Genomic DNA, 24,968 nt, shown 5'->3' with positions numbered 1-24,968 from the left:
ATGGAACGAGCAGGTGCAATTCTTGAAGAAGCATCAGATCAAGGAAGGCATGGAGGTCGTCGGGTTTGACGGTGTGCAGATCGGTGTCGTCGATAGCATCGAGGGCGACCGTATCAGGCTGAAGAAAAGCGAAACTGGCGGCGGCCGGCACAGACGACATCACCACTATATCGGCATGGATTTCGTCGACAGCGTCACGGATCACAAGGTGCGGCTCTGCTCTGACGCCGATATCGTCGAACTCTTTGAGGAAGAAAAGTCGGGCCGCCCGGTCAAGTGATTTGGTTGCGCGAGGTCCGCGGTTACGCAGTCGATATGGATTATGGCTCGCGTGACCGCTGCAATGGATTTCAGGGAGAAAGGTATGGCCATGAACAAGATCAACGGCGGTATGGAAGTAATCGGCGCTGACGGAGTGCATGTCGGCACGGTCGATCAGGTCGAAGGTGATCGTATCAGGCTCAGGAAGAGCGACAGTTTCGGGCAGCACAAAGGTCACCAGCACTATATCGAGCTGGGATTCGTCGCCGGCGTCGAGGGCAACAAGGTGCGCTTGTCCGCCAACGCAGACATTGCGGTGACACTGGAAGAAGAGCCGTCAGGACGTCCTGTCGATCTTGGATAGCCGGGACAGTGCGGCGGGACCGCTGCGGCCGCTGTTGTCTGGGGCAAGACGTTTCGATTTCACAGAGGCGACAACGGGCTCGACGCTGCGCGAGCCCGTTGCGCCCGTAGCTTGGACAATTTGTCCTTGCTGGATGGGACAGTTTGTCAGATCGGGTCCGTCAGGTTGGCATAAGCTCTTGATATCCCGATGCGCCCAAACTGGCATGGCGGTTGCTCCATGGCCGATGAATGGCCCGCCGGAGAAACAAGGAAGCATCGACCCGATGGAAGAATACGATCTCTACATCAATGTGAAGAAGCCGGCGATCGGGATCTACGTCCGCAAGGGCGCGCAGCTCCCGGACCTCACGGACAAGGGCGATTGGGCTTTTGACGGCACCTCCGCTCAGGATCTTTTGCCACCGAGCGTGATCGAAGGTGTCAAGGCCGATGGCCATGCCTTTCGGGACATGGATTGACCGGCCCTCGGCCTGATTAGTCGGAGTGAACATCTCAAGGGATGCCAGCGGCCTTGTGTGTTCGTTATCCCGATCGCCCTGCCGGTGATTTCCGCACGACGCCTCGTTCGAGAAGCTCGTCGATGCCAACGACCGCGGGCCGCGCCGAACGCGCGGGCCGTGTTCAGCCGGACGGGCCAGCCCCGGAGCATCAAGTGCGCCGAACAGGCCGCCAAGGAGTGATTGTGTCAGCTGTCGTCCCACAGCCCGTCGTCGCAAGACTGACGCGTGCCGCGATATTTCTCGTCGTCCGGATCAATCCCGGAAAGGACAGCGAGAATGCGGTGCGCCGTCTATGTGCGCTTCTGTCGGCACTCTTGCGAGCCGTCGGATTTCGCGATCCGGAAGCGCGGCTATCATGTGTGATGGCGCTCGGCTCCGATGCCTGGGATCGACTGTTCGGTGATCCGCGACCCAGGGATCTTCATCCTTTCAGGGAAATCCATGGGGTGCATCGCGCAGTCTCCACGCCAGGCGACATCCTTTTTCATATCCGGTCTGTCCGCATGGACCTATGCTTCGAGCTTGCCTCACAGATCATGTCCCGGCTGGGCAAAGCCGTGACGACGATCGACGAGGTTCATGGGTTCAAATACTTTGACGATCGCGATTTGCTTGGATTTGTCGATGGAACCGAGAACCCGTCCGATCAGGACGCGGTTGACGCGACGACCATCGGACAGGAGGACCCTGCATTCGCCGGCGGAAGCTACGTCATCACCCAGAAGTATCTGCACGATCTGCAGCGCTGGAATGCGATATCAACCTCGGAGCAGGAAAATATCATCGGTCGTCACAAACTGTCGGACATCGAGCAGGACGATGCGGCCAAGGCGCCCTACGCACATAATGTTCTGACGACGGTCGTCGAAGACGGCGAGCAGCTTGAGATCGTGCGCGACAACATGCCTTTCGGTGAGATCGGCAGGGGTGAATTTGGCACGTACTTCATAGGCTATGCGCGCTCGCCCCACCGGATCGAGCAGATGCTCGAGAACATGTTTGTCGGTCGGCCGCCCGGCAACTACGACCGGCTGCTGGATGTCAGCCGCGCCGTTACGGGGGCGCTGTTCTTCGTACCGTCAGCGACATTTCTTGACGACGTTTCGCCTGAAGACAATGACGCCGCGGCAGCCAGCGGGGAAGCGCCGGTTTGCGCTGAGCAGCGTGGAGCAGGCTCGTCAGATACAGCTCGCACATATCCGCCCGTCAACGACGGGTCGCTTGGAATTGGGTCTTTAAAACAAGAAGGCGAACCATGAATAATCTTCACCGCCAACTCGCTCCCATATCCGACGCGGCCTGGGCTCAAATCGAGGAGGAGGCTTCCCGTACCCTGAAGCGGCACCTTGCCGGGCGGCGCGTGGTCGACGTCCCCGAAGCCAAGGGGAGTGGCTTCTCGGCGGTGGGCACTGGCCATGTCAAACAACTTCCGGCTCCAGGCGAGGGAATGATGGCGCAACAGCGCGAGGCGAGGGCGCTCGTCGAACTGCGCGTTCCATTCCAGCTCTCGCGTCAGCAGATCGATGACGTTGAGCGTGGCGCCCTGGACGCCGACTGGACGCGGGTCAAGGATGCTGCCCGCAGAATCGCATTTGCCGAAGACCGCGCGATTTTCGATGGATATGCGGCTGCAGGGATCGAGGGCATTCGCCAGGCCAGCAGCAATGCAGGATGCATTCTTCCGACAAATGCGAAAGCCTATCCCAGTGCCGTCGCGCAAGCGGTCAGTGAACTCAGACTTGCCGGCTGCAATGGGCCATATGCCCTCGTCCTTGGGGCAGAGGCGTACACGGGCGCCAGCGGCGGAAGTGACGAAGGATACCCCGTTTTTCACCACCTCGAACGGATCGTCGACGGCGGCGTTGTCTGGGCGCCTGCCATCAGCGGCGCCTTTGTCCTGACGACGCGAGGAGGTGATTTCGAACTGGATATCGGCCAGGACCTCTCGATCGGCTACCTCAACCACACCGATACAACGGTCGATCTCTATTTCCAGGAGGCTTTTACCTTCCGGGTGCTGACCACTGAAGCTTCGGTGGTACTCGCCGCAGCCGAGAAGCAAATGTTGAAATAACGAGTCCTGCTGGCATGTCAGGTAGACAAGGAGCTAGCAATCAATGGACAACCTGGCCCGGCGGCTGCCTTCTTGATCTTTCTCACTGTTGCCTTGTGATTCTTCTCTCTCAAGCTGCCCGCCATCCTCATAGTTGAGATCTCAGGGGCGCTGCCCCTCGCGCGCGCCAGGGCACGCTCTCACACCCCTGTAGGCTGGCCGATCGAAGTGATCGAGTTCAGTGCGAGTGGAAAGGCGCCAAAGAAATTTGGACCGAACGCCTTCGGTTCGGAGCTTCCCTCACGCTAAGCGTGGTTCTTCCCAGGCGGGGATGGACGCTGGTCAAGCAGACAAAGAACTACGCATATCTCATATCACCCGAAGATCAGCCAGGCCCCAACTTCCGTATCTCAATAGCAGTTCCACCCGCTTCAGAATGCTTGGCCATCGCGAGTAGGTGTTACGCTCGTGCCGAATCCTGGGCATACCAACTTGGCGAGTGGCCGGCATGGTATCTCCATGAGCGAAACCGCGACCAGCGCCGCTTATGGCGTGACCCGATGACAACAGAGACAGTATCAGAGTTGCATCCAGCCCTCCGGAATCTAGCCTTTCCATCGGTGAGTGGGGTATCTGGGAGATGCACGTCACCGGGGTGGCTGGGCACTTCGTGATCGGACGCGCCCCTCCTACTAGCACTACTTTGGGTGCGCCGGGAGACCGGCAAGGAGTAGATGGTGAAAGTCCATTGCGATGAAGGTGTAGCGAACCACATCGGCCCCGAGCCGTGCGCAGGCCTCCGCGAGGGGGTCGGCGAAGCGTCGGTAGGGGAGCATGCAGGCCAGCCATTGAGCCGCGAAACAGTGTTATCCCGGGCGTCGACGCTGTCCAAAGAGCGGAAGGCAACATGGGCGAGTGCGCAAACGCGAGCACCCGTCCAGCCCGGCGTGGTCGTAGACCCTGGCATGCATGGAAGCTCCTTGTACGGGAACCGGGATATCTCCGGGTCGGCCACCTTCCTCCTCCGAGGATATGGTCCGCAGCGGGAAGGCGAGGAGCCGTAGCCGCTGATGCACGAAACGGAGAAGTCTGACTCTGGCATAGTAGCTGAGAAGCCGACGAACAAAGCCGGATTACCGGCGGAGGAGTGGGTGGAGCCAAGGCTGGGGACCAAGGGAAACGCGGAACAGCGGCGCATACACCGGACACAGGGCCGGGCTCGCATGACCCAGTCGCTGGACCGCGTACGGGCAGCCGCAAGGCTGAGGAAGAAGGACCGGTTCACCGCGCTCCTTCACCACATCAATGTCGATACACTGCGGGCGGCGTTCTTTGCGCTCAGGCGTAGGGCCGCTCCCGGAGTGGATGGCATGACGTGGCAGGACTACGAGGAAGATCTCGAGCCCCAGCTCGCCGATCTGCACAAACGGGTCCAACGAGGAACATACCGCCCGCAACCGTCTCGCCGGACGTACATACCAAAGGCAGACGGCAAGCAGCGGCCGTTAGCGATCGCGGCTCTCGAGGACAAAATCGTCCAGGGCGCCACCGTCATCGTGCTCAACGCCATCTACGAAGGAGACTTCTGTGGCTTTTCCTACGGGTTTCGGCCCGGCAGAGGGCCACATGATGCGTTGGACGCGCTCTGCACAGCGATCGAGACGCGGCAGGTGAACTGGATCGTTGACGCCGACATCCAAAATTTCTTTGGCGCAGTCAGTCAATCTTGGCTGGTGCGCTTCTTGGAACATAGGATCGGCGACAAGCGCATCATCCGCCTCATCCAGAAATGGCTGAAGGCAGGTATTCTCGAAGACGGCGTCGTAACCGTTGATGACAGGGGAACGGGTCAAGGTTCGGTGATTTCACCGCTCCTCGGCAACATCTACCTACACTACGCTCTCGACCTGTGGGCCAAGCGCTGGCGACAACGCGAGGCCTCCGGCGGCATGATCATCGTGCGTTACGCGGACGATGTAGTGGTCGGCTTTGAGCGCGAGGACGACGCACGTCGTTTCCTCGATGCGATGCGCGCGAGACTGGAGGAGTTCGAGCTGACGCTCCATCCGGCCAAGACCCGCCTGATTGAGTTTGGTCGCCATGCGGCGGCTCAACGTAAGCAGCGCGGACTCGGAAAGCCGGAAACCTTTGCGTTCATGGGGTTCACATTCATCTGCGGCAAATCACGCCAAGGGCGCTTCCAGCTTCAACGGAAGACCCGTAGCGACCGCATGCGAACCAAACTCCGCGAGATCAAGGAGGAGCTGAGGCGCCGAATGCACTGGCCGATCCCTGCACAGGGGAGATGGCTCAGGCAGGTCGTGACCGGCCACTTTGCGTACTTTGCTGTCCCGACGAATGGCCGAGCGCTCAATGCGTTTCGGTTCTATCTGACCGACCTCTGGAGGCGTACGCTTCGGCGGCGCAGTCAGCGGAACTGTCTGACCTGGGATCGCATAACGCAGATCACCGACGACTGGCTCCCCAAGGTTCGCATCCTTCATCCATGGCCGAAGCTGCGCTTCGCCGTCAAACACCCGAGGTAGGAGCCCGGTGCCTTAATTGGGCTCGCCGGGATCTGCGCGGGGGGCGCCCAGTGATGGGGGTCCCTACCGCGAACAGATTGTTGATTTTGCCGCGTTTTATAGGATTCCCGAATCAATTTTTCAATGATTCATGGGTGGTCGGCTCTTGGAGGGCTGACCATGCCCGGATGGGAAGACGAACTCGAACGCTGGCTGATGCCGTTCTTGGACCGGCTGGGTCATAAGACCCGGCAGCGGATGTGTCCTCTGTATGTTGCGGGATTGATCGGTCCGGGCGATCGCAAGAGCGTTCAGCCGATGGCGGAACGCCTTGCCGCGAGCAACTACGACCAGTTGCACCATTTCATTGCGGACGGTGTCTGGGACGCGACGCCGCTGGAGACAGAGCTGCTCAACCAGGCGGACCGACTTGTCGGCGGCAGGGATGCGGTGCTGGTTATTGATGACACCTCACTTCCCAAGAAGGGTGAGCGCTCGGTCGGTGTTGCGGCTCAATACGCGTCGGCTCTCGGTAAAACGGCAAATTGCCAAACGCTGGTGTCTTTGACGCTTGCTCGCGGCGAAGTGCCCGTGATGGTCGCGTTACGTCTCTTTCTGCCTGACAGTTGGACAAGCGACATATCTCGTTTGAAGCGCGCTCGCGTGCCAGTCGAACATCGAACGGCACGGTCCAAGCCCGAGATTGCTCTAGCCGAGATTGACCGCGCGATGGCAGCCAACGTGCGCTTTGGATGTGTGCTGGCGGATGCAGGATACGGCCTCAGCGCACCGTTTCGACAAGGGCTAACAGAGCGCGGGCTGACCTGGGCTGTCGGCATCCCTCGGCACCAGAAAGTGTATCCGGTCGATGTGAAGCTCATTTGGCCGATTACCAAGGTCCGCGGAAAACCACGAAAGCACCACGTGCCCGATATCTTATCGATTGCCGCAGAACAAATGCTCGCCAGCGCCAAATGGAAAACCGTGAGTTGGCGTAGCGGGACGAAAGGTCGGCTGAAAGCCCAATTTGCTGCTCTCCGTGTCCGGACCGCCGACGGCCCTCCGCAGCGGATATGGGATAAAGGTCAGCAGCATCTCCCAGGCGACGAAGCCTGGCTCATTGGCGAGCAACGTGCGTCCGGGGAGAAGAAATACTATCTGGCCAATCTTCCGGCGGCGACGGATCTGCGCACGCTGGCCGCCACCATCAAGGCACGGTGGATTTGTGAGCAGGCGCATCAGCAGTTGAAGGAGGAACTTGGACTTGATCACTTCGAAGGGCGATCATGGCAAGGTCTTCATCGCCACGCCTTGATGACAATGATTGCCTACGCCTTCCTGCAACATCGTCGCCTCGCATACGCGGGGCGGAAAAAAAAGAATCAACGGGCCTCCGCCTCAGCCAACCATGCCAGCCGTACGTCACGCCATCGTCGATCTCATCCTTCGGCCGCCGTCTCAGCAGTGCCCATATTGCCGAAAGCAAATCCGTGAAAAACAGCGGCGAAAACACAATCTGTTCGCGGTAGGGACCCCCATCACTGGGCGCCCCCCGCGCAGATCCCGGCGAGCCCAATTAAGGCACCGGGCTCCTACCTCGGGTGTTTGACGGCGAAGCGCAGCTTCGGCCATGGATGAAGGATGCGAACCTTGGGGAGCCAGTCGTCGGTGATCTGCGTTATGCGATCCCAGGTCAGACAGTTCCGCTGACTGCGCCGCCGAAGCGTACGCCTCCAGAGGTCGGTCAGATAGAACCGAAACGCATTGAGCGCTCGGCCATTCGTCGGGACAGCAAAGTACGCAAAGTGGCCGGTCACGACCTGCCTGAGCCATCTCCCCTGTGCAGGGATCGGCCAGTGCATTCGGCGCCTCAGCTCCTCCTTGATCTCGCGGAGTTTGGTTCGCATGCGGTCGCTACGGGTCTTCCGTTGAAGCTGGAAGCGCCCTTGGCGTGATTTGCCGCAGATGAATGTGAACCCCATGAACGCAAAGGTTTCCGGCTTTCCGAGTCCGCGCTGCTTACGTTGAGCCGCCGCATGGCGACCAAACTCAATCAGGCGGGTCTTGGCCGGATGGAGCGTCAGCTCGAACTCCTCCAGTCTCGCGCGCATCGCATCGAGGAAACGACGTGCGTCGTCCTCGCGCTCAAAGCCGACCACTACATCGTCCGCGTAACGCACGATGATCATGCCGCCGGAGGCCTCGCGTTGTCGCCAGCGCTTGGCCCACAGGTCGAGAGCGTAGTGTAGGTAGATGTTGCCGAGGAGCGGTGAAATCACCGAACCTTGACCCGTTCCCCTGTCATCAACGGTTACGACGCCGTCTTCGAGAATACCTGCCTTCAGCCATTTCTGGATGAGGCGGATGATGCGCTTGTCGCCGATCCTATGTTCCAAGAAGCGCACCAGCCAAGATTGACTGACTGCGCCAAAGAAATTTTGGATGTCGGCGTCAACGATCCAGTTCACCTGCCGCGTCTCGATCGCTGTGCAGAGCGCGTCCAACGCATCATGTGGCCCTCTGCCGGGCCGAAACCCGTAGGAAAAGCCACAGAAGTCTCCTTCGTAGATGGCGTTGAGCACGATGACGGTGGCGCCCTGGACGATTTTGTCCTCGAGAGCCGCGATCGCTAACGGCCGCTGCTTGCCGTCTGCCTTTGGTATGTACGTCCGGCGAGACGGTTGCGGGCGGTATGTTCCTCGTTGGACCCGTTTGTGCAGATCGGCGAGCTGGGGCTCGAGATCTTCCTCGTAGTCCTGCCACGTCATGCCATCCACTCCGGGAGCGGCCCTACGCCTGAGCGCAAAGAACGCCGCCCGCAGTGTATCGACATTGATGTGGTGAAGGAGCGCGGTGAACCGGTCCTTCTTCCTCAGCCTTGCGGCTGCCCGTACGCGGTCCAGCGACTGGGTCATGCGAGCCCGGCCCTGTGTCCGGTGTATGCGCCGCTGTTCCGCGTTTCCCTTGGTCCCCAGCCTTGGCTCCACCCACTCCTCCGCCGGTAATCCGGCTTTGTTCGTCGGCTTCTCAGCTACTATGCCAGAGTCAGACTTCTCCGTTTCGTGCATCAGCGGCTACGGCTCCTCGCCTTCCCGCTGCGGACCATATCCTCGGAGGAGGAAGGTGGCCGACCCGGAGATATCCCGGTTCCCGTACAAGGAGCTTCCATGCATGCCAGGGTCTACGACCACGCCGGGCTGGACGGGTGCTCGCGTTTGCGCACTCGCCCATGTTGCCTTCCGCTCTTTGGACAGCGTCGACGCCCGGGATAACACTGTTTCGCGGCTCAATGGCTGGCCTGCATGCTCCCCTACCGACGCTTCGCCGACCCCCTCGCGGAGGCCTGCGCACGGCTCGGGGCCGATGTGGTTCGCTACACCTTCATCGCAATGGACTTTCACCATCTACTCCTTGCCGGTCTCCCGGCGCACCCAAAGTAGTGCTAGGCCGTGTACTCATAAACCGGCGGCGAAGTCCGCGTGGCTTCAATACGGACCTCCTTTGCGCAACCGCAGCAAATATCGCGATGGGCCAACAGCCAACGATGTTAGCTCAGTTCAAAAAGACGCACATCGCCGCCCGCGCGGTCGATGATGATTCCAGTGCATTTAGCCGGCTCTGGGACGTCGACGACGCCTTGTTTTGCCGAAAAGCTTCACGTCACCGACCGTCACTGTTGGTCTCTCCATCTCCTTGCCTAGCAATTGCGACAGCACCCGCCGTGCGTTGGCAGCGCAGTCGATGTCGTCAGGCCTCGCTTCGATGTCCTTGATAAGCGCAACCAGTTGCTCCTTGCTCTGCGCGAGCCGCGCCTCCAATCTCCCGATATCCGCCACCTTGCGACGGAGTGTGTCGATTAGCACAGGATGATCCCACTGCTCGAGATCGGACGGCAGCAGCGAACGAATTTCGTCGAGGCTGAATCCAGCGTTCTGCGCAGTTGTGATCAATTCGAGCATCAGCACCGCCTCCGGAGGATAGGTCCGATAGCCGTTCGGCAGCCGTTCGACCGTCTTCAAAAGCCCGGCGCGCTCATAGAAGCGGATCCGCGAGTTGGTCAGCCCGGTTCGCTTCGCCAGTTCCCCGATATTCATCGCGAACAATCCTCGAAAAAGGGTTGACCTTCAACTTAACTCAAAGGTTATGGTCTGTCCAACTTTCTGCTTGGAGATCCATAATGTCGCTGTTTTCCCCACTGGCGCTGCCTAGTGGCGCCGTGATCCCGAACCGCGTCGCCAAGGCGGCGATGGAAGAGAACATGGCCGATGCTGATCATGCGCCATCGGCCGAACTGATCCGCCTGTATCAGGCCTGGGCCGCGGGCGGGTCGGGCCTGATCATCACCGGCAATGTGATGGTCGATGCGCGCGCGATGACCGGTCCGGCCGGGGTCGTGCTGGAGGACGATCGCTTCCTCGATCGCTTCAAGACGTGGGCGAACACCGCACGCTCGGGCGGCGGCCAGGTCTGGATGCAGATCAATCATCCCGGCCGCCAGATGCCGGCGGGACTCGGACAGGAGACGTTGGCGCCATCCGCGATTCCGCTCGACCTTGGCGCGCAGTCCAAGGTCTTCCCGATGCCGCGTGCGATGACAGCGGCCGACATTGCCGAGGTGGAACGCCGCTTCGTGGCCACCGCAGCCCTCGCGGAACGCGCGGGCTTCACCGGTGTCGAGATCCACGCGGCGCATGGCTATTTGCTGAGCCAGTTCCTGTCGCCGCTCGCGAACCACCGCACGGATCAATGGGGCGGCAATCTGGAGAATCGCGCACGCTTGCTGCTCGATATCGTGCGCGGCGTGCGGGCGACGGTGTCGTCTGGCTTTGCGGTGTCGGTCAAGTTGAACTCGGCCGACTTCCAACGCGGTGGCTTCTCGCCGGAGGATGCTCAGGCCGTGGTTGCGATGCTTGCGCCGCTCGGCGTCGATCTCGTGGAGCTATCGGGCGGCAGCTACGAGGCGCCTGCCATGATGGGCTCGGCGCGCGACGAACGCACACTGGCGCGCGAAGCCTATTTTCTCGAATTCGCGCGCGAGATCGCCGCGGTCGCAACGATGCCGTTGATGGTCACGGGCGGCATCCGGCGCCGTGAAGTGGCGGAAAACGTGATCAAGAGTGGGGTGGCCATGGCAGGAATCGCGACCGCACTCGCGATCGAGCCGAACCTGCCGCACAACTGGCGGCTCGGCAAATCGGACGCTCCAAAGCTCAAGCCGATCACCTGGAAGAACAAGCCGGTCGCGTCTTCGGCGTATATGGCCGCCGTCCGCTACCAGTTAGTCCGCCTTAGCCGAAACCGGCGCAGCGCGCCTAACGTATCGCCGGTCTGGGCGTTGCTTACCTCGCAGATGCAGGCAAAGCGCAGCGCGCGCCAATATCGCCGCTGGGTGACGGAACGAAAGGCGGCGGCTTGATGGCAGATCGCCGGGATCGCAACCAGCGGAGGGAACCGCAATTAATGCTTGAGCTTAAACTGGACTTCAACGTTACCATCCCGTCCGCTGGCGGGACGAGCGGCATACCATGGGCCGTCCGCCGGCCTCGTTTATCGACGAAAGTCATCGTTCATGGCTAAAGACCTAACGGAAGTCGAGTTCGCCGGTCACAAGGTCATGGTGCCGAAAGGCGGCTACTATGACCGCTTTCGCTCCAATCCCGAGCTCGACGAGGTGGCAAAAGATCCAACCGCCGGCAATATCGATTTCTTCCGGCGCATCCCGAAAGTGATGGTTCCGTCGCGGATCGGCCCGACGTGGGCGCCCAACTTCTACTACCGCACCAGCAACGTGCAGGCTTTGATGCTCGCGCCGCTCAAGAAGCTGCGTTCGATGTTGCCGTCGCCGCTTGAGCCGCTGCATGCGCTGCCCGGATACGGACTCGTAGCGCTCACTTTCTTCTCCTACGCGGTCTGTGACAACGATCCTTATAACGAGGTATCGGTCGCCATCGTCATCCGCCGGCCAGGCGCGCGTGGACCACACGTGCTGGAACTGCTCGATTCGATACGGCGGCAGAGCTTCTTCGCGCATGTGCTGGCGTTGCCGGTAGATACCGAGATCGCCCGCGTGCGCGGAGTCTATAGCTATCAACTACCGAAATGGCTGACCGACATAAGGCTTGATGTCTCGTCGAACGGCATCACGGCCAGCATCGCAGCGACCGACGGAAAATCGGACGTGACGTTGACCGCACCACTGCCGACGCTTCGCCGGATAACATCGCAGTCGCGCCTCTCAACTAACACGTCGATCGGGCTGGTGGATGGCGAGTGGCGGCAGACACAGTTTGTTACCAACCCTATCGAACTCGCACAGACGCTGTTTCCGCGCGATGTTAAACTGTCGCGCGCCGGCGGTCCGATCAGCCAGTTGCTGAACGGGTTAGGCGTGGGCACCATCTTGCGGTTCGATGTCGTCAAAGACGCGCAGATGGTCTTGTACCTGCCGCGTTCATTGAACGCTCTGCCCGCGATTTGAAAGCGACATCACCGGATTGGGCCTGTCAACAAAGGAGAAGTCGTCATGGCATTTGTTAAAACAAAGGACGGGACCGACATCTTTTACAAGGATTGGGGGCCAAAGGACGCGCAGCCTATCCATTTCCACCACGGCTGGCCGCTCAGCGCCGACGACTGGGACAACCAGATGCTGTTCTTTCTCAAGCAGGGTTTTCGCGTCGTCGCGCACGACCGGCGCGGCCATGGACGGTCAAGCCAGGTCAGCGAAGGCCACGACATGGACCACTATGCCGCCGATGCGTCGGCGGTCGCCGAGCATCTTGATCTTCGAAACGCCATCCATATCGGCCACTCGACAGGTGGCGGGCAGGTTGCGCGCTATGTTGCGCAGCATGGCCAACCACAAGGGCGCGTCGCCAAGGCGGTGCTGGTCAGCTCAGTGCCACCCCTGATGGTCAAAACCGACGCGAATCCCGAGGGGACGCCAATCGCCGTGTTCGATGGTTTCCGCGCGGCGCTTGCCGCCAACCGCGCTCAGTTCTTCCTCGATGTGCCCGCCGGTCCCTTCTACGGATATAACCGGCCGGGCGCCAAGCCCTCGCAGGGGGTCATCGAGAACTGGTGGCGGCAAGGCATGATGGGAAGCGCGAAGGCTCACTACGAAGGCATCAAGGCGTTCTCGGAAACCGACCAGACCGCGGATTTGAAGGCGATCACCGTCCCGACTCTCGTGATGCAGGGCGACGACGACCAGGTGGTCCCCTACAAGGCGGCAGCGCTCATGCAGGACAAGCTGCTGCAAAACAGCAAATTGATCATTTATCCCGGTTTCTCGCACGGGATGCTCACGGTCAACGCAGATGTGATCAACGCCGATCTTCTCGCGTTCATCCGTGGATGAATGACGCGCGCCGGACTATCTCCGGCGCGCTCCTTTCTTCGGGCTTTTCGAAGGTATTGCAACAATGAGTAGGCGTGTTCTCCATGTCGTCAGCAACGTCGCCTACTATGACGATCGGTCGCACCCGACCGGGTTGTGGCTGTCCGAACTGACGCACGCCTTCGATGTCTTCGCGGAAAAAGGTTACGAACAGAGGATCGTGAGCCCGAAGGGCGGATCGTCTCCGCTCGAACCTCGCGCGCTCAAATGGCCGCTCCTGGACGCCTCGGGAAAGGCGTGGCTGGCGAACAAGAGCCGCATGGCGCTTCTGTCGGCGACGGCGCGGCCTGATGAGATCGACCCAGCGGATTACGATGTGATCTATTTCACCGGCGGTCACGCAGTCATGTGGGATTTTCCGGACAGCGAAGGGCTGCAAGAGATCACTCGCGTCATCTGGGAGCGTGGCGGCATCGTCTCCGCCGTCTGCCACGGCTATTGCGGCCTGCTCAACACAAAACTCTCGGATGGCAAGCTGCTGGTCGCCGGCAAGCGCATCACCGGTTTTTTCGTGGCGCGAAGAAGTGCTGGCCGGAGTTGCGAAATACATGCCCTATAATGCTGAGGCCGAGATGAAGCGACGCGGAGCGCGCTACCACGCGTCCCCGCCGAATTTCGGGCGGGCAGCTCGGCAGTCGACGTCGGTCCTGATCTGCTTTGGATTTGCGTGCGCGCCGTCGCTCTTGCGGGCCATCTGCTCAATTCCTTTAGTCAGGAATAACGGAAGTTGCCGTGAACATCTGTTCTCCCGATACCAACAGAAATACCAACAAATCGAACGGCTGGGATCGGATGAGAACAAACGGTGACGATCACCGAGTTATGCAGAAGTGCCTATTTTTCAAGGGTTTGAAGCGCCGCGCGGACGGCTGCGGACGCTTGCGAATGGGGGCGAACAGCCTAGTTGGTGCCCCTGGCCGGAATCGAACCAGCACTCCTTGCGGAACTCGATTTTGAGTCGAGCGCGTCTACCAGTTCCGCCACAGGGGCATTCGCAACGGTCCGGGCCGGGAAGGCCGGGGTCGCGAAGCGCGGCGGACTATAGCGGGCGGCCCGTCACGGTCAACCCGCGCGGGCGGGATGTCCCGCGCCCCGGCAGCGGAATTTCCGGTGGGTGTGACCCCGAGGACGACGCAAGGCTGTTGCCGTCCGTATGGCGGTCACGGACGAGTTTGCCCGGCGGCGGGAGCCGCTGCCACCGTCCCCAAGCCTGGCCGCGGCTGCGGCAACCTACTTCGAGACGGAGGCGCGAGCGTAACGGTATTGTCCGGTTCGTCGATCTCGATGACGTACATGAACGCAGGCTGCTCAATCCGAGCCTTTTTCTTTTCCGATGAGCTGCAGGCGGCGATGACCCAGTGGGGCCTGCGCGTTCCCACGTATCACCGACTGAACGCGATCTGACCGCGGCGGACGGCGGCCGTCACGGTCAACCCGCGCGGATGTGATTGTCCCGCGCCTCGACAGCGGTATTTTCACGCGATACGACCGCAATCGACGACCTTGGAGCAGGGCCCATGACCCTCCCGAACGATGCTCGCAGGAGGACCGACGTGACGATTGCCACCGCCCATCCGTCGCATGCTTCCGCCGCCGGCAATCCGGCGCTGACCTCGGCGCTGGCGATTGCCGTGATCGCGGCGGCGACCCTGGCCGGCGCCTGGTTCTTCCAGCTCGTGCTGGAGATCATGCCCTGTCCGCTCTGCCTCGAGCAGCGCTATGCCTATTACCTCGCGGTGCCGCTCGGCGCCGTGGTGGCGCTCGCGGCCGCCCGCGACGCGCCGCGTCCGGTGCTGCTCGCGGGCCTTGTGATCCTCGGCCTCGCCGCGCTCGCCAATGCCGGGCTCGGCACCTATCACGCCGGTGTCGAATGGGGGTTCTGGCCGGGGCCGACCGATTGCACCGGCCCGATGGTGGATTTCGGCAAGGCCGGCTCGCTGCTGGACCAGCTCGACAAGGTCAAGGTGGTGCGCTGCGACGAGGTGCAGTGGCGCTTCCTCGGCATTTCGCTCGCCGGCTACAACGCGCTGATCTCGCTCGTGATGGCCGCGATCGCCGGTTGGGGCGTGATGAAGGCCGCGAGGGCCTGAGGTCGGGCCGTACGGTTTTCCCGTTATCCGTCATGCCCGCGCAAAGGCTTCGCCTTTGCCGCTGGAGGAGGCCGCGAAGCGGCCCTCTCCAAGCATGGACGGGCACCAGCCGGGCCGTTCATCCTTCGAGACGCGCGGAGCCTGTCATCGGGCCGCGCTTCGCGCGGACCCGGTGGCGCTCCTCAGGATGACGGGACAAAGGGGGCCTAATCGTCGACGTCGTCCTGCGGCCGGCCGAACAGATGGATGATGCCCGGCGTCGAGATGGTGACGAACAGGAAGCGCGACAGATGATGTGCGCCGACGAAGATCGGGTCGATGTGCAGCGTCAACGCCAGCGCCAGCATCGCGTCCATCGCGCCCGGCGCGAAGGCGACCACGACGTCCGCGAGCCGCACATGGGTGGTGAAGCCGATCACCGCGACGAACACGGCCGAGATCAGGATGGCAATCGCAAACGAGCCGAGCCCGGCATTGACGTGACTGAGCAGCGTCGAGGTCTTCATCCGCGCGAAGCGGGTGCCGATGATGGCGCCGATGCCGACCAGCGCGACGTTGCGGAGCCAGGGCGGCAGGCCGCCATCGACCAGCCCGGAGCCGTGCAGCAGGCTGGAGGCGAGCATCGCGCCGAACATCCAGCTGGCGGGGAATTTGATCCAGCGCAGCAGCAGCGAGACGCCGATCGATAAGGCGACCAGCGCGACGAGGCCGAACGGCGAGGCGACTGAGGTTGGCAATGGCGGCGGCGCTGCATGCGTCACCCCGGTCAGCGCCAGCACCAGCGGCAGCGCCGCGGTCAAGATGATCACGCGCATGGTCTGCACCACCGCGATCGCCGCGACGTCGGCGCCCTTTTCCGCGGCGAGGATCGTGATCTGCGACAGCGCGCCCGGGCTGCCGGCAAGGAAAGCCGAGGTCTGGTCCCAGCCATGGATGCGCTGCAGATAGAGGCTCGAGCCGAAGGTCGAGCAGAACGTCGCCAGGGCCAGCAGGCCGATGGTGAGCGGATAGGAGCTCATGTGCTGCAGCAATTGCTGCGACATCAGCGAGCCGAGGGAGATGCCGAGCAACAGCAGCACCGATTGCGTCAGCACCGCCGGCACCGCGAGCGGCCGTCCGGCCAATGCGGCGATCCCGACCGCGACCATCGCCCCCGAGATCAGGCCGCCCGGCAATTCTGCCCACAGAAACAGCAAGCCGCCGACGGTGCCGATGACGAGGGTCTCGAGCCCGTTCAGGACTTTGCTGCGGTCGGGAATGGCCGTTGCCATCGAAGCGCGGATCAGGGTCACGCCGCCTTATGGCAAATTCGCGTGAACGCGACAAATGCATCTCGCGATTGCAGCATTGCGCCGCGGCTCGCCCGGCGCACAGATTTTCACCCTTCGAAATGGGCCGGGGATTGCGATCAGTATCGCCACAAATTCGTCATGACGGGGCAGAAGCGCGAAGCGCGTCTTCGCGCAGGTGTCCCGGCCATCCACGCCTTTCCCGCGCGCAATCCAACACGTAGGTGCCCGGCACAAGGCCGGGCACCACGGGTTCGTCGAGGGATCGAGCGCAGTTGCGACTGCCCTCCCCGATGGGGAGAGCGAATCGCATCAAGCCTGTCCGGACGTTACTTCGTCGCCGCGGGCGCAGCGGCGGCGCCGTCCGACTTCTCCTTCTTGCACTCGGAGCGGAATTTCTTGCGCTCCTTGCCGTGCAGCCCCTTGGCGTCGGCTTCCTTCGAGCATTCCAGCGACTGGGCGGTGCGCGGCTTCTTCTCGGCCGGCGCCTTGGTCTCGGCCTTCGGAGCGGCGTCCTTGGCGGCGGGCGCGGCCGTTTGCGCGAAAGCTCCGCCCATCAGCAGCAGGGAGGCCAGGGCGGTTGCGGACGCGAGCGTGGAAATCGTCTTCATGGGGCACCTCGTGAGGGAAAGAGGGCCGAAACGTCGCGCGACGATGCTGAACCGTGGATGAACATGCAGCGGTCCCGCCGCCACAATATTTTAACGCGCAGGCGCGCAGGCGCGTTGTCGCAAGTCGGGGTTGCGCTAGGATAATGGTCTTACGCCAATGCTCCCCACGGGAAACCAACGGGAAACCAGGGATGACGGGAGACCAGCGATGACCATTCAAATCAGATTGTTGTGCGTGCTTGCGGTGTCGGGCTTTGCAGCCTTTGCGGCGAGCGCGCCGGCGCAGGCCCTGACCGCGCAGGAATGCAGCGCCAAGTACCAGGCGGCCAAGTCGGCCGGCACCCTCGGCGGCCAGAAGTGGAATGATTTCCGCAAGGCGCAGTGCGGCGCCGACGCGACCCCGGCTGCGGCGCCCGCCGCTCCGCCGCCGGCAGCCGCCGCGCCCGCTCCGGCCGCGCCGAAGGAAGCCAAGCAGGCGCCCGCCGCGGCACCGGCGGCGCCGGCAGGACCCGCCGTATTTCCGAACGCCATCGATCCCAAATACGCCAAGGAGTCCGAAGGCAAGGGACGCATGCACACCTGCGTCGACCAGTACAACGCCAACAAGGCCACCGGCGGCAATGGCGGCCTGAAGTGGATCCAGAAGGGCGGCGGCTATTACAGCGAATGCAACAAGCGCCTGAAGGGCGCCTGAGCGAGCCGACCGAGTTTGGCGAGCGGCCGGCGTAAGCCGGCCGCTTTCCGTTTGCACCGGCTCTATTGGCTGCAACTCTCTCTACGGGTTTTCCGTCAGCAGCTTGTCCGCCGACTGCGTCAGCAATTGCGCGCGCTTGCGCGGGCCGCGCTCGAGAAACAGCAGGCTCTGGCCGAAGATGAAGCAGTAGAACAGGAAGGCCTGCGCATCGGCCTCGTCAGTCGGCAGCCCGGTGGCGCGATAGAGCTGGGCGACATTCTTCAGCCGCGCGGCATCGACGCTCGCGGCGGCAGCGGCAGCGGCCTCATCGGTGCGCGCCCATTGCCGGATCGCGAGCTCGACCGCCATCGCCTCGGTGTTCATGCGCTCCGAATACAGCGTGATGATCGCCTTCAGCCGCTCGCGCGCGCTGGCGCCGTCGAGCGCGGTGTGCTTCTCGATCGATGCGATGCGGCCGTCGCGCCAGCGCGTCAGCATGGCCTCGAGCAGCGCGGCGCGATCCCTGAAGCGGCGGTAGAAGCCGCCCTTGGTGACGCCGAGATTCTTCGCCAGCACCTCGACCCGCACGCCGTCGACTCCGCTATGCGCGATTTCGGCGAAGCCGGCCGCGACCCAGACGTCGCCTTTGCTTTCAGTCATGCGATCTCCGCGCATCATAATGCGCGATGGGATCGTCATCGCGCATTAATCGCTTGTTTGTGCATGATCTCCGCGCAAACGCGTTGCGTTTGTCGCGAGGGAAAACCGCTTCGCACTTTTCCGGATCATGCTTTGATACGGTACCGTATTGCTAGCCTGCTTCGTCCCTGATACGCTACCGTATCAAAAATCGAAGGAGGGATCAGATGGAGGGCGAGGCGACCTACCGCGGCACGGTCTACCCCTGGCACTGCGACCATATCGGCCACATGAACGTCATGTGGTATGTCGGCAAGTTCGACGAGGCGAGCTGGAACATGTTCGCGCGGCTCGGCCTGACGCCGAGCTATCTGCGCGAGTCCGGCCGCGGCATGGCCGCCGTGCAGCAGAACATCTCCTACAAGCGCGAGCTGCTCGCCGGCGACCTCGTCGAGGTCAAGAGCCGGCTGGTCGAGTTCCGCGACAAGTCGATCCGTATCCTGCACGAGATGCGCAATGCGGAGACCGGCGAGATCGCCGCGACCTGCGAGATCGCGGCCGTGCATATCGACCGTGCCGCGCGCAGATCGATGCCGTTCGCGCCGGCGATCCGCTACGCGGCGATGCCGCATCTTGTGCCGTCCGAGCCCGCAATCGCGTAACCGCCATGCCGCGTTTCGAGCCGAAGAATCCAAACTATCGCGCCGTCGCGACCGATACATTCGCACGCCAGCGGGCGATGCAGACGCTTGGTATCTCGATCGCGCGCATGGAGCCCGGCGAGGTCGATCTCGCGATGCCCTACGCGCCGGAATTCTGCCAGCAGAACGGCTTCGTGCATGCCGGAATCATCACCGCGGGCCTCGACAATGCCTGCGGCATCGCCGCCTTCACGTTGATGCCCGAAGGCTCCGACATCCTCACCGTGGAGTTCAAGACCAACCTGCTGGCGCCGGCGCGCGGCGAGCGGTTCGTGTTCCGCGGCGTCGTGGTCAAGCCCGGCCGCACGCTGACCGTCTGCGACGGCCGCGCCTATGCGATCCAGGACGGCGCCGAGACGTTGGTCGCGACCATGAGCGGCACGCTGATGGCGCTGGCACGGCGGGAGTCGTAGAAGGCTAACTCTCTCCCCGTCACCCTGAGGTGCGAGCCTTGCGGCGCAAGGCACACACCTCGGGAGGACGGAGCTGGTCGAAGCGCGTGTTGCTTTCGCAGGGACGACGATTGTGGATGCAGGCCGCGCCACACACCCCGTGTCGTCCTGGCGAAAGCCAGGACCCAATACCCCGAATCTCAATTGTTGCGCTGGCTGGGGCCACGATCCCGGTCATCACCGAGCGCGGTGGTTATGGGTCCCTGCTTTCGCACTAGTGGCTCGTCACAGTGATTTTGACGGTTTGATACCGAGCCAGCTTAGGATCGGCAAGTTCTCTGGCGGCACGAGGATTTCGATGCTTCTGGGGATATCGGCTCGACGGCGAATGAGGCCGTTACGTTCGAGCGTGACGATCATCTGATGGACTGAGGGCGGGCTAACACCGAAGTGACGCTGCATGTCGGCTTCGGCGGGGGGCCGTCCGAACATGTGCGAGTAGGTATAGATGAAAGCCAGATAATGGCCCTGCTTCTCGGTAAAGCGTGCGCCTGATTTTTGACTCATGGATCGATTCGTCCGGAGCCTCCGACAGGGAGGCGAACGATGAATGTACGGTACCGGGTTGAATTGAGCCAAGCCGAGCGAGAGGAACTGACGGCGATGCTGAGCGGCGGCAAGCATGCCGCTCGCAAACTCAAGCGGGCCCAGATTTTGCTGGCGGCCGACATCGGCAGCCGCGACGAGGAGATTGTCCGGACCGTCAGAGTAAGCGCCTCCACCGTCTATCGGACCAAACGCCGCTTGGTGGAAGGCAATCTCGATCGGGCCTTGAGTGAGGAGCCGCGTCCCGGTGCGGAGCGCAAGCTGACCGGCAAGGAGGAAGCCCTGCTGGTGGCGACCGCATGCGCCAAGCCGCCCGCTGGCCGGAGGCGCTGGACGCTGGCGCTGCTGGCCGACGTGATGGTCAAGCTCACCGATCATGACAGCCTGTCGGGCGAGACCGTGCGCCGCCGGCTGGCCGATAATGACCTCAAGCCGTGGCGCAGGGACATGTGGTGCATTCCCCATGTCGATGGCGAATACGTCGCCCGCATGGAAGATGTGCTCGATCTCTACGCTGAAGCGCCTGATCCCGAGCGGCCGCTGGTCTGCTTCGACGAAACCCCCGTCCAGCTCATCGGCGAAGTGCGCCAGCCGATCCCACCCGAGCCGGGAAAGCGCGAGCGTTACGATTACGAGTACCGCCGCAACGGCACCGTCAATCTCTTTGTCGCCCTCGATCCGCATCGGGCCTGGCGTAACGTCAAAGTCACCGAACGGCGCACCGCCGTGGATTATGCTCACTGCATGCGCGAACTCGTCGATGTCCATTACCCCAAGGCCGCCTGCATCCGTGTCGTGCAGGACAATCTGTCGATCCATGCCCCCGGCGCCCTCTACCAGGCCTTTGCCCCCGCCGAGGCCCGCCGCATCCTGCGCCGCCTCGAGTTCCACTACACCCCGAAACACGCCAGTTGGCTCAATATGGTCGAGATCGAGATCGGCGTGCTCCAAGGGCAGTGTCTCGGCCGCCGGATCGACGATCCAAAACGCCTTAGAAACGAGATCGCAGCATGGGAGCGGCAGCGAAACAAAACTCGCGCCCGTATCAACTGGATGTTCACAACGGACAAAGCTCGCACCAAACTGGGGCGCGCCTATCCAGGCATACCCAAAGAGTCAAAATCACTGTGACGAGCTACTAGTGCATCTACACGTTTGTCGGGCCATTTGCGAGGATTTGGAAGCGGGCCATTCCGGTGTGGAAGGTGATTGGTCCAGGTGGACGGTGGGAGGCGTAGCCGGTCCATCCGCCGAGTTTTGCGATGATCCATGCCGCCCAAGCAAGGGTGTTGGGGCGATGGTGGTTTTTCTGAAGCTCGGTGCGACCTTTCATGGTTTTGTTGATGGCCCTGAGCGTCTCGATCTCTTCTGCGGTGAAGACAAATTCAGCCGGCAATTCTTCGCCACTGTTGCGGGCCTGAACGAGTTGAATGACGATACATGCCGCTCTGGTGGCGACCGCCACGAGCTTGATCAGGCCTTCGGCGCTCTCGATCTGACTATCCTCGATGCGCAAACCCTGGCTCTTCAGCGAGCGAAAGAGTTGCTCAATGATCCAGCGCTGGCGGTACCAGGAGACGATCTGCCAGGCGTCTTTAGCGGTGGCGACCGGATGAGTGGTCAGGAGCAGCCAGCGAATGGGCTCCGCACCTCTCGGCGGATGCAACTCGACCACTTCTACGAAGCTGAGTTTGATGCCCTCCGCCAAGTCGGTGACGCCGGGCCTCTGCGGCCGCTTGAGCACGACGGTTCCGAAGCGCATCGAGAGATGGGCCTGCCGGCCGCGCCGATCCATTCGCTGCGGCAGATCGATCACCGCGTTGTCGCAGAAGCGGCTCCGCTCGACCGCCTGATAAAGTGTGTCGCCATCGACCAGCGCATGGTCGTGCATGGCACGCGACAGAAGATGGACATTCTCAGCTGGCGTCAGCGCCCAGTGAGCAAAGAAATCCCCCTCGCGGTCGTTGACGACGGTGATCATGCGGGCATCTGCCAGGACGTCGCGGCCTTGCTCGGCGGCCGTCACCCAGCGCGCCGACTCCTTGTCGGCCAAGGCGCGCCGCTCATGCGGGATTTTTACCTTGCCTTTGCGCGTCCAAACGTTGCCGCCAGTAAGGCCAAGACAGACCCCGCTGTCGGCATCCACCGCCATCATCGCATGCAACAGCACGCCGCGAGCATTGCCCTTGCCGACTTTGCCCAGCCCGCGCCGCCGTCCCGCCTGGGTCTGGAACTTGACCTCGCTCGTATCCTGGATCGCCAGCACATGACGCCCGCTGACCGCAGTCCGCGTCTGCGTGCTCCAGCCCTCAATCAATTTATCGATCGTGACTTGGGGGTTGTTCACAAACCGCCAGAACGCCATATTGGCAGCCCAATCGCCCCGGGCCATCTGGCGCAAGCAGACGCTGCGCGTGCAAAGCATAGCCCGGAGAAGCGTCGCCCCCTTTTGTCGAGACGAACGTCCCCGAACTCACCCAAAGACAAATCCGGCTGCATCGCTGGCGCTCCTTCGAATCAAAGCGCCAGTGAGAGAATCATACAACATGCTGCAGAGACGCCACTTCTTGCTGCACCGAGTCAATCTGTCGCGCCCCAAAACCGTGTAGACACGCTAGTGCTTTCGCAGGGACGACAAGCGGGGATGACGGTCTGAGAAAGTGTGACGGATTTGAAGGCGGCGGCGCCCAAGATCTGCGCATGCATCCAAGACCCACGCATTGACAAGGTCCCGCCACACCGACCTGATAGGCGGATGTCTCGCGTGAGCTTCCTGCCATGATCGCCAGCCTCAGCCTGATCCTGCTCTGCCAGCTGGTCGGCGAGGTCGCCGTGCGCGCGCTGGCGGTACCGGTGCCGGGCCCGGTGGTTGGCCTCGTGTTGCTGCTGTTGGCGCGCGACCGCTTTCCGGCGCTGGCGCGCGGGCCGCTCGGCGATGACGGCGTCGAGAGCGCGAGCCGCGGCATGCTTGCCAATCTCTCGCTGCTGTTCATTCCGGCCGGCGTCGGCGTGGTGCAGAAGCTCGATCTGCTCGCCGAGCACGGTATCGCGGTCCTGGTGATCCTCGCGGTGTCCGTCATCGTCACCCTGCTGGCGACGGTTGCGACCTTCGTTGCGGCGAGCAGCCTGCTTTCGAGCGAGGAGGAGAGGCCGTGAACGACAATTCGTTCTCGCTCTGGGTCTATCTCTCGCAGTCGCCGCTGCTCTGGCTGACGGTGACGCTGTTGACCTATGCGGCGGCCGACGCGGTGTCGCTGAAGACGAGGCGGCACCCGCTCGCCAATCCCGTGCTGCATTCGGTGTGGATCATCGGCGTATTCCTGCTGCTGACCGGGACCTCCTACACCACCTATTTTGCCGGTGCGCAGTTCGTGCACTTCCTGCTCGGGCCGGCGACGGTGGCGCTCGCGGTGCCGCTCTACGAGAATCGCCGGCGGGTCGCGGCGGCGATCCTGCCGATGCTGGTTGCGCTCGCGATCGGCTCGCTGACGGCGATCGTCTCGGTGGTGCTGCTGGCGCAGGCGTTCGGGCTGCCGCGCGACGTCATCCTGTCGCTGGCGCCGAAATCGGTCACCGCCGGCGTCGCGATGGGCATCAGCGAATCCCTGCATGCCGATCCCTCGCTGACCGCGGTGTCGGTGATCCTCACCGGCATCATGGGGGCGATCATCGTCACGCCCCTGATGAACTTCACCGGCATCACGGACTTCCGTGCCCGTGGCTTTGCGGCGGGCATCGCCGCCCATGGCATCGGCACCGCGCGCGCCTTCCAGGTCGACGAGGTCGCCGGCGTCTTCGCCGGGATCGCGATGAGCCTGAATGCGCTGGTCACCTCGCTGCTGGTGCCGCTGGCTGTGACATATCTGCTGCGCTGAGCGTGATCCGGAAAAGTGGGAACCGGTTTTCCCTCGCGACAAACGCAACGCGTTTGCGTGGAGATTATGCTGATATAGAGAGTTCGGCTGCAGGGCAGTTTTGTGCTATTGGTATGGCGTTGAGCAGCAAATCCTTCTAGGGTCGCCGGCTCAAACGCGAGTCTGTTCCCCTTGGTCTTCTCCGCAACTCAAAGCGTGCTTGGGCTGGCATCGGGCATGCTGGTCGGTTTTTCGCTGGGCCTGGTCGGCGGCGGCGGCTCGATCCTTGCCGTGCCGTTGATGGTCTACGTGGTCGGCGTGCCGGAGCCGCATGTCGCGATCGGCACCTCGGCGATCGCGGTCGCCGCCAACGCCGCGGTCAATCTCTCCAACCACGCCCGCGGCGGCACCGTGATCTGGTCCTGCGCGCTGGTGTTCGCGCTGTCGGGCATGCTGGGCGCATTCGGCGGCTCCATCCTCGGCAAGATGCTGGAGGGGCAGAAGCTGCTCGCGCTGTTCTCGCTGGTGATGCTGGTCATCGCGGGCCTGATGCTGAAGAACCGCGCGCGGGTCGGGCTGACCGACGTCAAGATCTCGATGTCCAACATGCCCGCGATCATCGGCCTCGGACTTGCCACCGGAACCATGTCCGGCTTCTTCGGCATCGGCGGCGGCTTCCTGATCGTGCCGGCGCTGATGCTGGCGACCGGGATGCCGATCATGAACGCGGTCAGTTCCTCGCTGGTGGCCGTCACCGCATTCGGCATGACCACGGCCCTGAGCTATGCGTGGTCCGGGCTGGTGTCGTGGGGCCTGGCGGGGCTATTCGTCGCCGGCGGCATCGCGGGCGGCCTGCTCGGCACAAGCAGCGCCCGCCACCTGTCGGAACGGCGCGGCGCGCTTAATATCGTGTTTGCGACTGTGATTATCGTGGTGGCGATCTATATGCTGCTGCGTAACATCAATGTGTCCTGAACGAAGAAGGGCGCAGAGCTCTTGCGAAAGCCAG

General features: G+C 62.4%; 25 protein-coding genes, 1 tRNA gene and 1 pseudogene. 19 read left to right on the top strand and 8 right to left on the bottom strand.

Annotated elements, in window-relative coordinates; genetic code table 11:
- Positions 1-13 precede the first annotated feature (13 nt).
- From ACVWZM_RS12635 to ACVWZM_RS12605, 7 genes are all read left to right on the top strand, one after another.
- Positions 14-280: a DUF2171 domain-containing protein gene (locus tag ACVWZM_RS12635; RefSeq protein WP_456853366.1), complete on the top strand. Its 267-nt coding sequence runs from the start codon at positions 14-16 to the stop codon at positions 278-280.
- An 84-nt stretch (positions 281-364) separates the two neighbouring features.
- A complete protein-coding gene (locus ACVWZM_RS12630) occupies positions 365-625 on the top strand; it encodes a DUF2171 domain-containing protein (RefSeq protein ID WP_456853364.1) in 261 nt (86 codons plus the stop codon).
- A gap of 205 nt (positions 626-830) precedes the next feature.
- A complete protein-coding gene (locus ACVWZM_RS12625) occupies positions 831-1,085 on the top strand; it encodes a hypothetical protein (RefSeq protein WP_229189828.1) in 255 nt (84 codons plus the stop codon).
- A 224-nt stretch (positions 1,086-1,309) separates the two neighbouring features.
- Positions 1,310-2,386, top strand: a complete 1,077-nt coding sequence (locus ACVWZM_RS12620; RefSeq protein ID WP_229189827.1) for a Dyp-type peroxidase — start codon at positions 1,310-1,312, stop codon at positions 2,384-2,386.
- Positions 2,383-3,201, top strand: coding sequence for a family 1 encapsulin nanocompartment shell protein (locus ACVWZM_RS12615; protein ID WP_229189826.1), 819 nt, complete (start codon positions 2,383-2,385; stop codon positions 3,199-3,201). The genes ACVWZM_RS12620 and ACVWZM_RS12615 overlap by 4 nt, the downstream gene beginning before the upstream one ends.
- 1,202 nt (positions 3,202-4,403) lie before the next feature.
- Positions 4,404-5,726 (top strand): group II intron reverse transcriptase/maturase, encoded by a 1,323-nt coding sequence (gene ltrA / locus ACVWZM_RS12610; RefSeq protein ID WP_456815501.1) that lies wholly within the window; start codon positions 4,404-4,406, stop codon positions 5,724-5,726.
- Between the two features lie 123 nt (positions 5,727-5,849).
- Positions 5,850-7,199, top strand: a complete 1,350-nt coding sequence (locus ACVWZM_RS12605) for an IS701 family transposase (protein WP_076828966.1) — start codon at positions 5,850-5,852, stop codon at positions 7,197-7,199.
- A gap of 98 nt (positions 7,200-7,297) precedes the next feature.
- On the opposite strand, the gene ltrA (ACVWZM_RS12600) is transcribed toward ACVWZM_RS12605, so the two are convergent.
- Together ltrA (ACVWZM_RS12600) and ACVWZM_RS12595 are read right to left on the bottom strand one after the other, a co-directional pair.
- A complete protein-coding gene (gene ltrA, locus ACVWZM_RS12600) occupies positions 7,298-8,620 on the bottom strand; it encodes a group II intron reverse transcriptase/maturase (protein WP_456815501.1) in 1,323 nt (440 codons plus the stop codon).
- A 693-nt stretch (positions 8,621-9,313) separates the two neighbouring features.
- Positions 9,314-9,799 (bottom strand): MerR family transcriptional regulator, encoded by a 486-nt coding sequence (locus tag ACVWZM_RS12595; protein WP_076824976.1) that lies wholly within the window; start codon positions 9,797-9,799, stop codon positions 9,314-9,316.
- Positions 9,800-9,882: 83 nt separating this feature from the next.
- Here ACVWZM_RS12595 and ACVWZM_RS12590 point away from each other — a divergent pair, with 83 nt between their 5' ends.
- The 4 genes and pseudogenes from ACVWZM_RS12590 to ACVWZM_RS12575 form a co-directional block, all read left to right on the top strand.
- On the top strand, positions 9,883-11,121 hold the full coding sequence (locus tag ACVWZM_RS12590) for an NADH:flavin oxidoreductase/NADH oxidase family protein (RefSeq protein ID WP_057016291.1): 1,239 nt from the start codon (positions 9,883-9,885) through the stop codon (positions 11,119-11,121).
- Positions 11,122-11,274: 153 nt separating this feature from the next.
- Positions 11,275-12,183 (top strand): acetoacetate decarboxylase family protein, encoded by a 909-nt coding sequence (locus ACVWZM_RS12585; protein ID WP_057016292.1) that lies wholly within the window; start codon positions 11,275-11,277, stop codon positions 12,181-12,183.
- 45 nt (positions 12,184-12,228) lie between these two features.
- Positions 12,229-13,065, top strand: a complete 837-nt coding sequence (locus tag ACVWZM_RS12580) for an alpha/beta fold hydrolase (protein ID WP_057016293.1) — start codon at positions 12,229-12,231, stop codon at positions 13,063-13,065.
- A gap of 64 nt (positions 13,066-13,129) precedes the next feature.
- A pseudogene (locus ACVWZM_RS12575) lies at positions 13,130-13,700 on the top strand (type 1 glutamine amidotransferase domain-containing protein); the annotation flags it as partial.
- A gap of 309 nt (positions 13,701-14,009) precedes the next feature.
- On the opposite strand, the gene ACVWZM_RS12570 reads toward ACVWZM_RS12575, so the two are convergent.
- A tRNA-Leu gene (locus ACVWZM_RS12570) sits at positions 14,010-14,094 on the bottom strand.
- A 527-nt stretch (positions 14,095-14,621) separates the two neighbouring features.
- Here ACVWZM_RS12570 and ACVWZM_RS12565 point away from each other — a divergent pair.
- Positions 14,622-15,194, top strand: a complete 573-nt coding sequence (locus ACVWZM_RS12565; RefSeq protein WP_076824981.1) for a disulfide bond formation protein B — start codon at positions 14,622-14,624, stop codon at positions 15,192-15,194.
- Between the two features lie 206 nt (positions 15,195-15,400).
- Here ACVWZM_RS12565 and ACVWZM_RS12560 read toward each other — a convergent pair whose 3' ends face one another.
- A complete protein-coding gene (locus tag ACVWZM_RS12560) occupies positions 15,401-16,486 on the bottom strand; it encodes an AbrB family transcriptional regulator (protein WP_141343460.1) in 1,086 nt (361 codons plus the stop codon).
- A 326-nt stretch (positions 16,487-16,812) separates the two neighbouring features.
- Positions 16,813-17,094: a PsiF family protein gene (locus tag ACVWZM_RS12555; protein ID WP_076824983.1), complete on the bottom strand. Its 282-nt coding sequence runs from the start codon at positions 17,092-17,094 to the stop codon at positions 16,813-16,815.
- Positions 17,095-17,302: 208 nt separating this feature from the next.
- Here ACVWZM_RS12555 and ACVWZM_RS12550 point away from each other — a divergent pair, with 208 nt between their 5' ends.
- On the top strand, positions 17,303-17,788 hold the full coding sequence (locus ACVWZM_RS12550; RefSeq protein WP_310882955.1) for a hypothetical protein: 486 nt from the start codon (positions 17,303-17,305) through the stop codon (positions 17,786-17,788).
- An 81-nt stretch (positions 17,789-17,869) separates the two neighbouring features.
- Here ACVWZM_RS12550 and ACVWZM_RS12545 read toward each other — a convergent pair whose 3' ends face one another.
- Positions 17,870-18,427: a TetR/AcrR family transcriptional regulator gene (locus ACVWZM_RS12545; RefSeq protein WP_456853360.1), complete on the bottom strand. Its 558-nt coding sequence runs from the start codon at positions 18,425-18,427 to the stop codon at positions 17,870-17,872.
- 206 nt (positions 18,428-18,633) lie between these two features.
- Here ACVWZM_RS12545 and ACVWZM_RS12540 point away from each other — a divergent pair, with 206 nt between their 5' ends.
- Both ACVWZM_RS12540 and ACVWZM_RS12535 read left to right on the top strand, forming a co-directional pair.
- Positions 18,634-19,068 (top strand): acyl-CoA thioesterase, encoded by a 435-nt coding sequence (locus tag ACVWZM_RS12540; protein WP_456853358.1) that lies wholly within the window; start codon positions 18,634-18,636, stop codon positions 19,066-19,068.
- Between the two features lie 5 nt (positions 19,069-19,073).
- Positions 19,074-19,520: a PaaI family thioesterase gene (locus ACVWZM_RS12535; RefSeq protein WP_456853356.1), complete on the top strand. Its 447-nt coding sequence runs from the start codon at positions 19,074-19,076 to the stop codon at positions 19,518-19,520.
- 264 nt (positions 19,521-19,784) lie between these two features.
- Here the strand turns inward: ACVWZM_RS12535 and ACVWZM_RS12530 are convergent, their stop codons facing one another.
- Entirely contained in the window at positions 19,785-20,066 is a 282-nt protein-coding gene (locus tag ACVWZM_RS12530) for a LexA family protein (RefSeq protein WP_076829365.1), read from the bottom strand.
- Between the two features lie 39 nt (positions 20,067-20,105).
- On the opposite strand from ACVWZM_RS12530, the gene ACVWZM_RS12525 reads away from it, so the two are divergent.
- Positions 20,106-21,236 carry an IS630 family transposase gene (locus ACVWZM_RS12525; protein WP_076829362.1) on the top strand — a complete coding sequence of 377 codons (1,131 nt, stop codon included), beginning with the start codon at positions 20,106-20,108 and terminating at the stop codon, positions 21,234-21,236.
- A gap of 16 nt (positions 21,237-21,252) precedes the next feature.
- On the opposite strand, the gene ACVWZM_RS12520 is transcribed toward ACVWZM_RS12525, so the two are convergent.
- Positions 21,253-22,470, bottom strand: a complete 1,218-nt coding sequence (locus ACVWZM_RS12520) for an IS4 family transposase (RefSeq protein WP_456853106.1) — start codon at positions 22,468-22,470, stop codon at positions 21,253-21,255.
- A gap of 413 nt (positions 22,471-22,883) precedes the next feature.
- On the opposite strand from ACVWZM_RS12520, the gene ACVWZM_RS12515 reads away from it, so the two are divergent.
- The 3 genes from ACVWZM_RS12515 (at position 22,884) to ACVWZM_RS12505 (ending at position 24,934) form a co-directional block, all read left to right on the top strand.
- A complete protein-coding gene (locus ACVWZM_RS12515; protein WP_456853354.1) occupies positions 22,884-23,261 on the top strand; it encodes a CidA/LrgA family protein in 378 nt (125 codons plus the stop codon).
- Positions 23,258-23,980 carry an LrgB family protein gene (locus ACVWZM_RS12510; RefSeq protein WP_057016186.1) on the top strand — a complete coding sequence of 241 codons (723 nt, stop codon included), beginning with the start codon at positions 23,258-23,260 and terminating at the stop codon, positions 23,978-23,980. The genes ACVWZM_RS12515 and ACVWZM_RS12510 overlap by 4 nt, the downstream gene beginning before the upstream one ends.
- A 216-nt stretch (positions 23,981-24,196) precedes the next feature.
- Positions 24,197-24,934: a sulfite exporter TauE/SafE family protein gene (locus ACVWZM_RS12505; RefSeq protein ID WP_051003131.1), complete on the top strand. Its 738-nt coding sequence runs from the start codon at positions 24,197-24,199 to the stop codon at positions 24,932-24,934.
- Positions 24,935-24,968: the final 34 nt, after the last annotated feature.

Source organism: Bradyrhizobium sp. USDA 4501, from assembly GCF_054062115.1.
The sequence above is the reverse complement of the archived record's forward strand: the minus strand, read 5'-3'. Positions and strand labels throughout refer to the sequence as shown.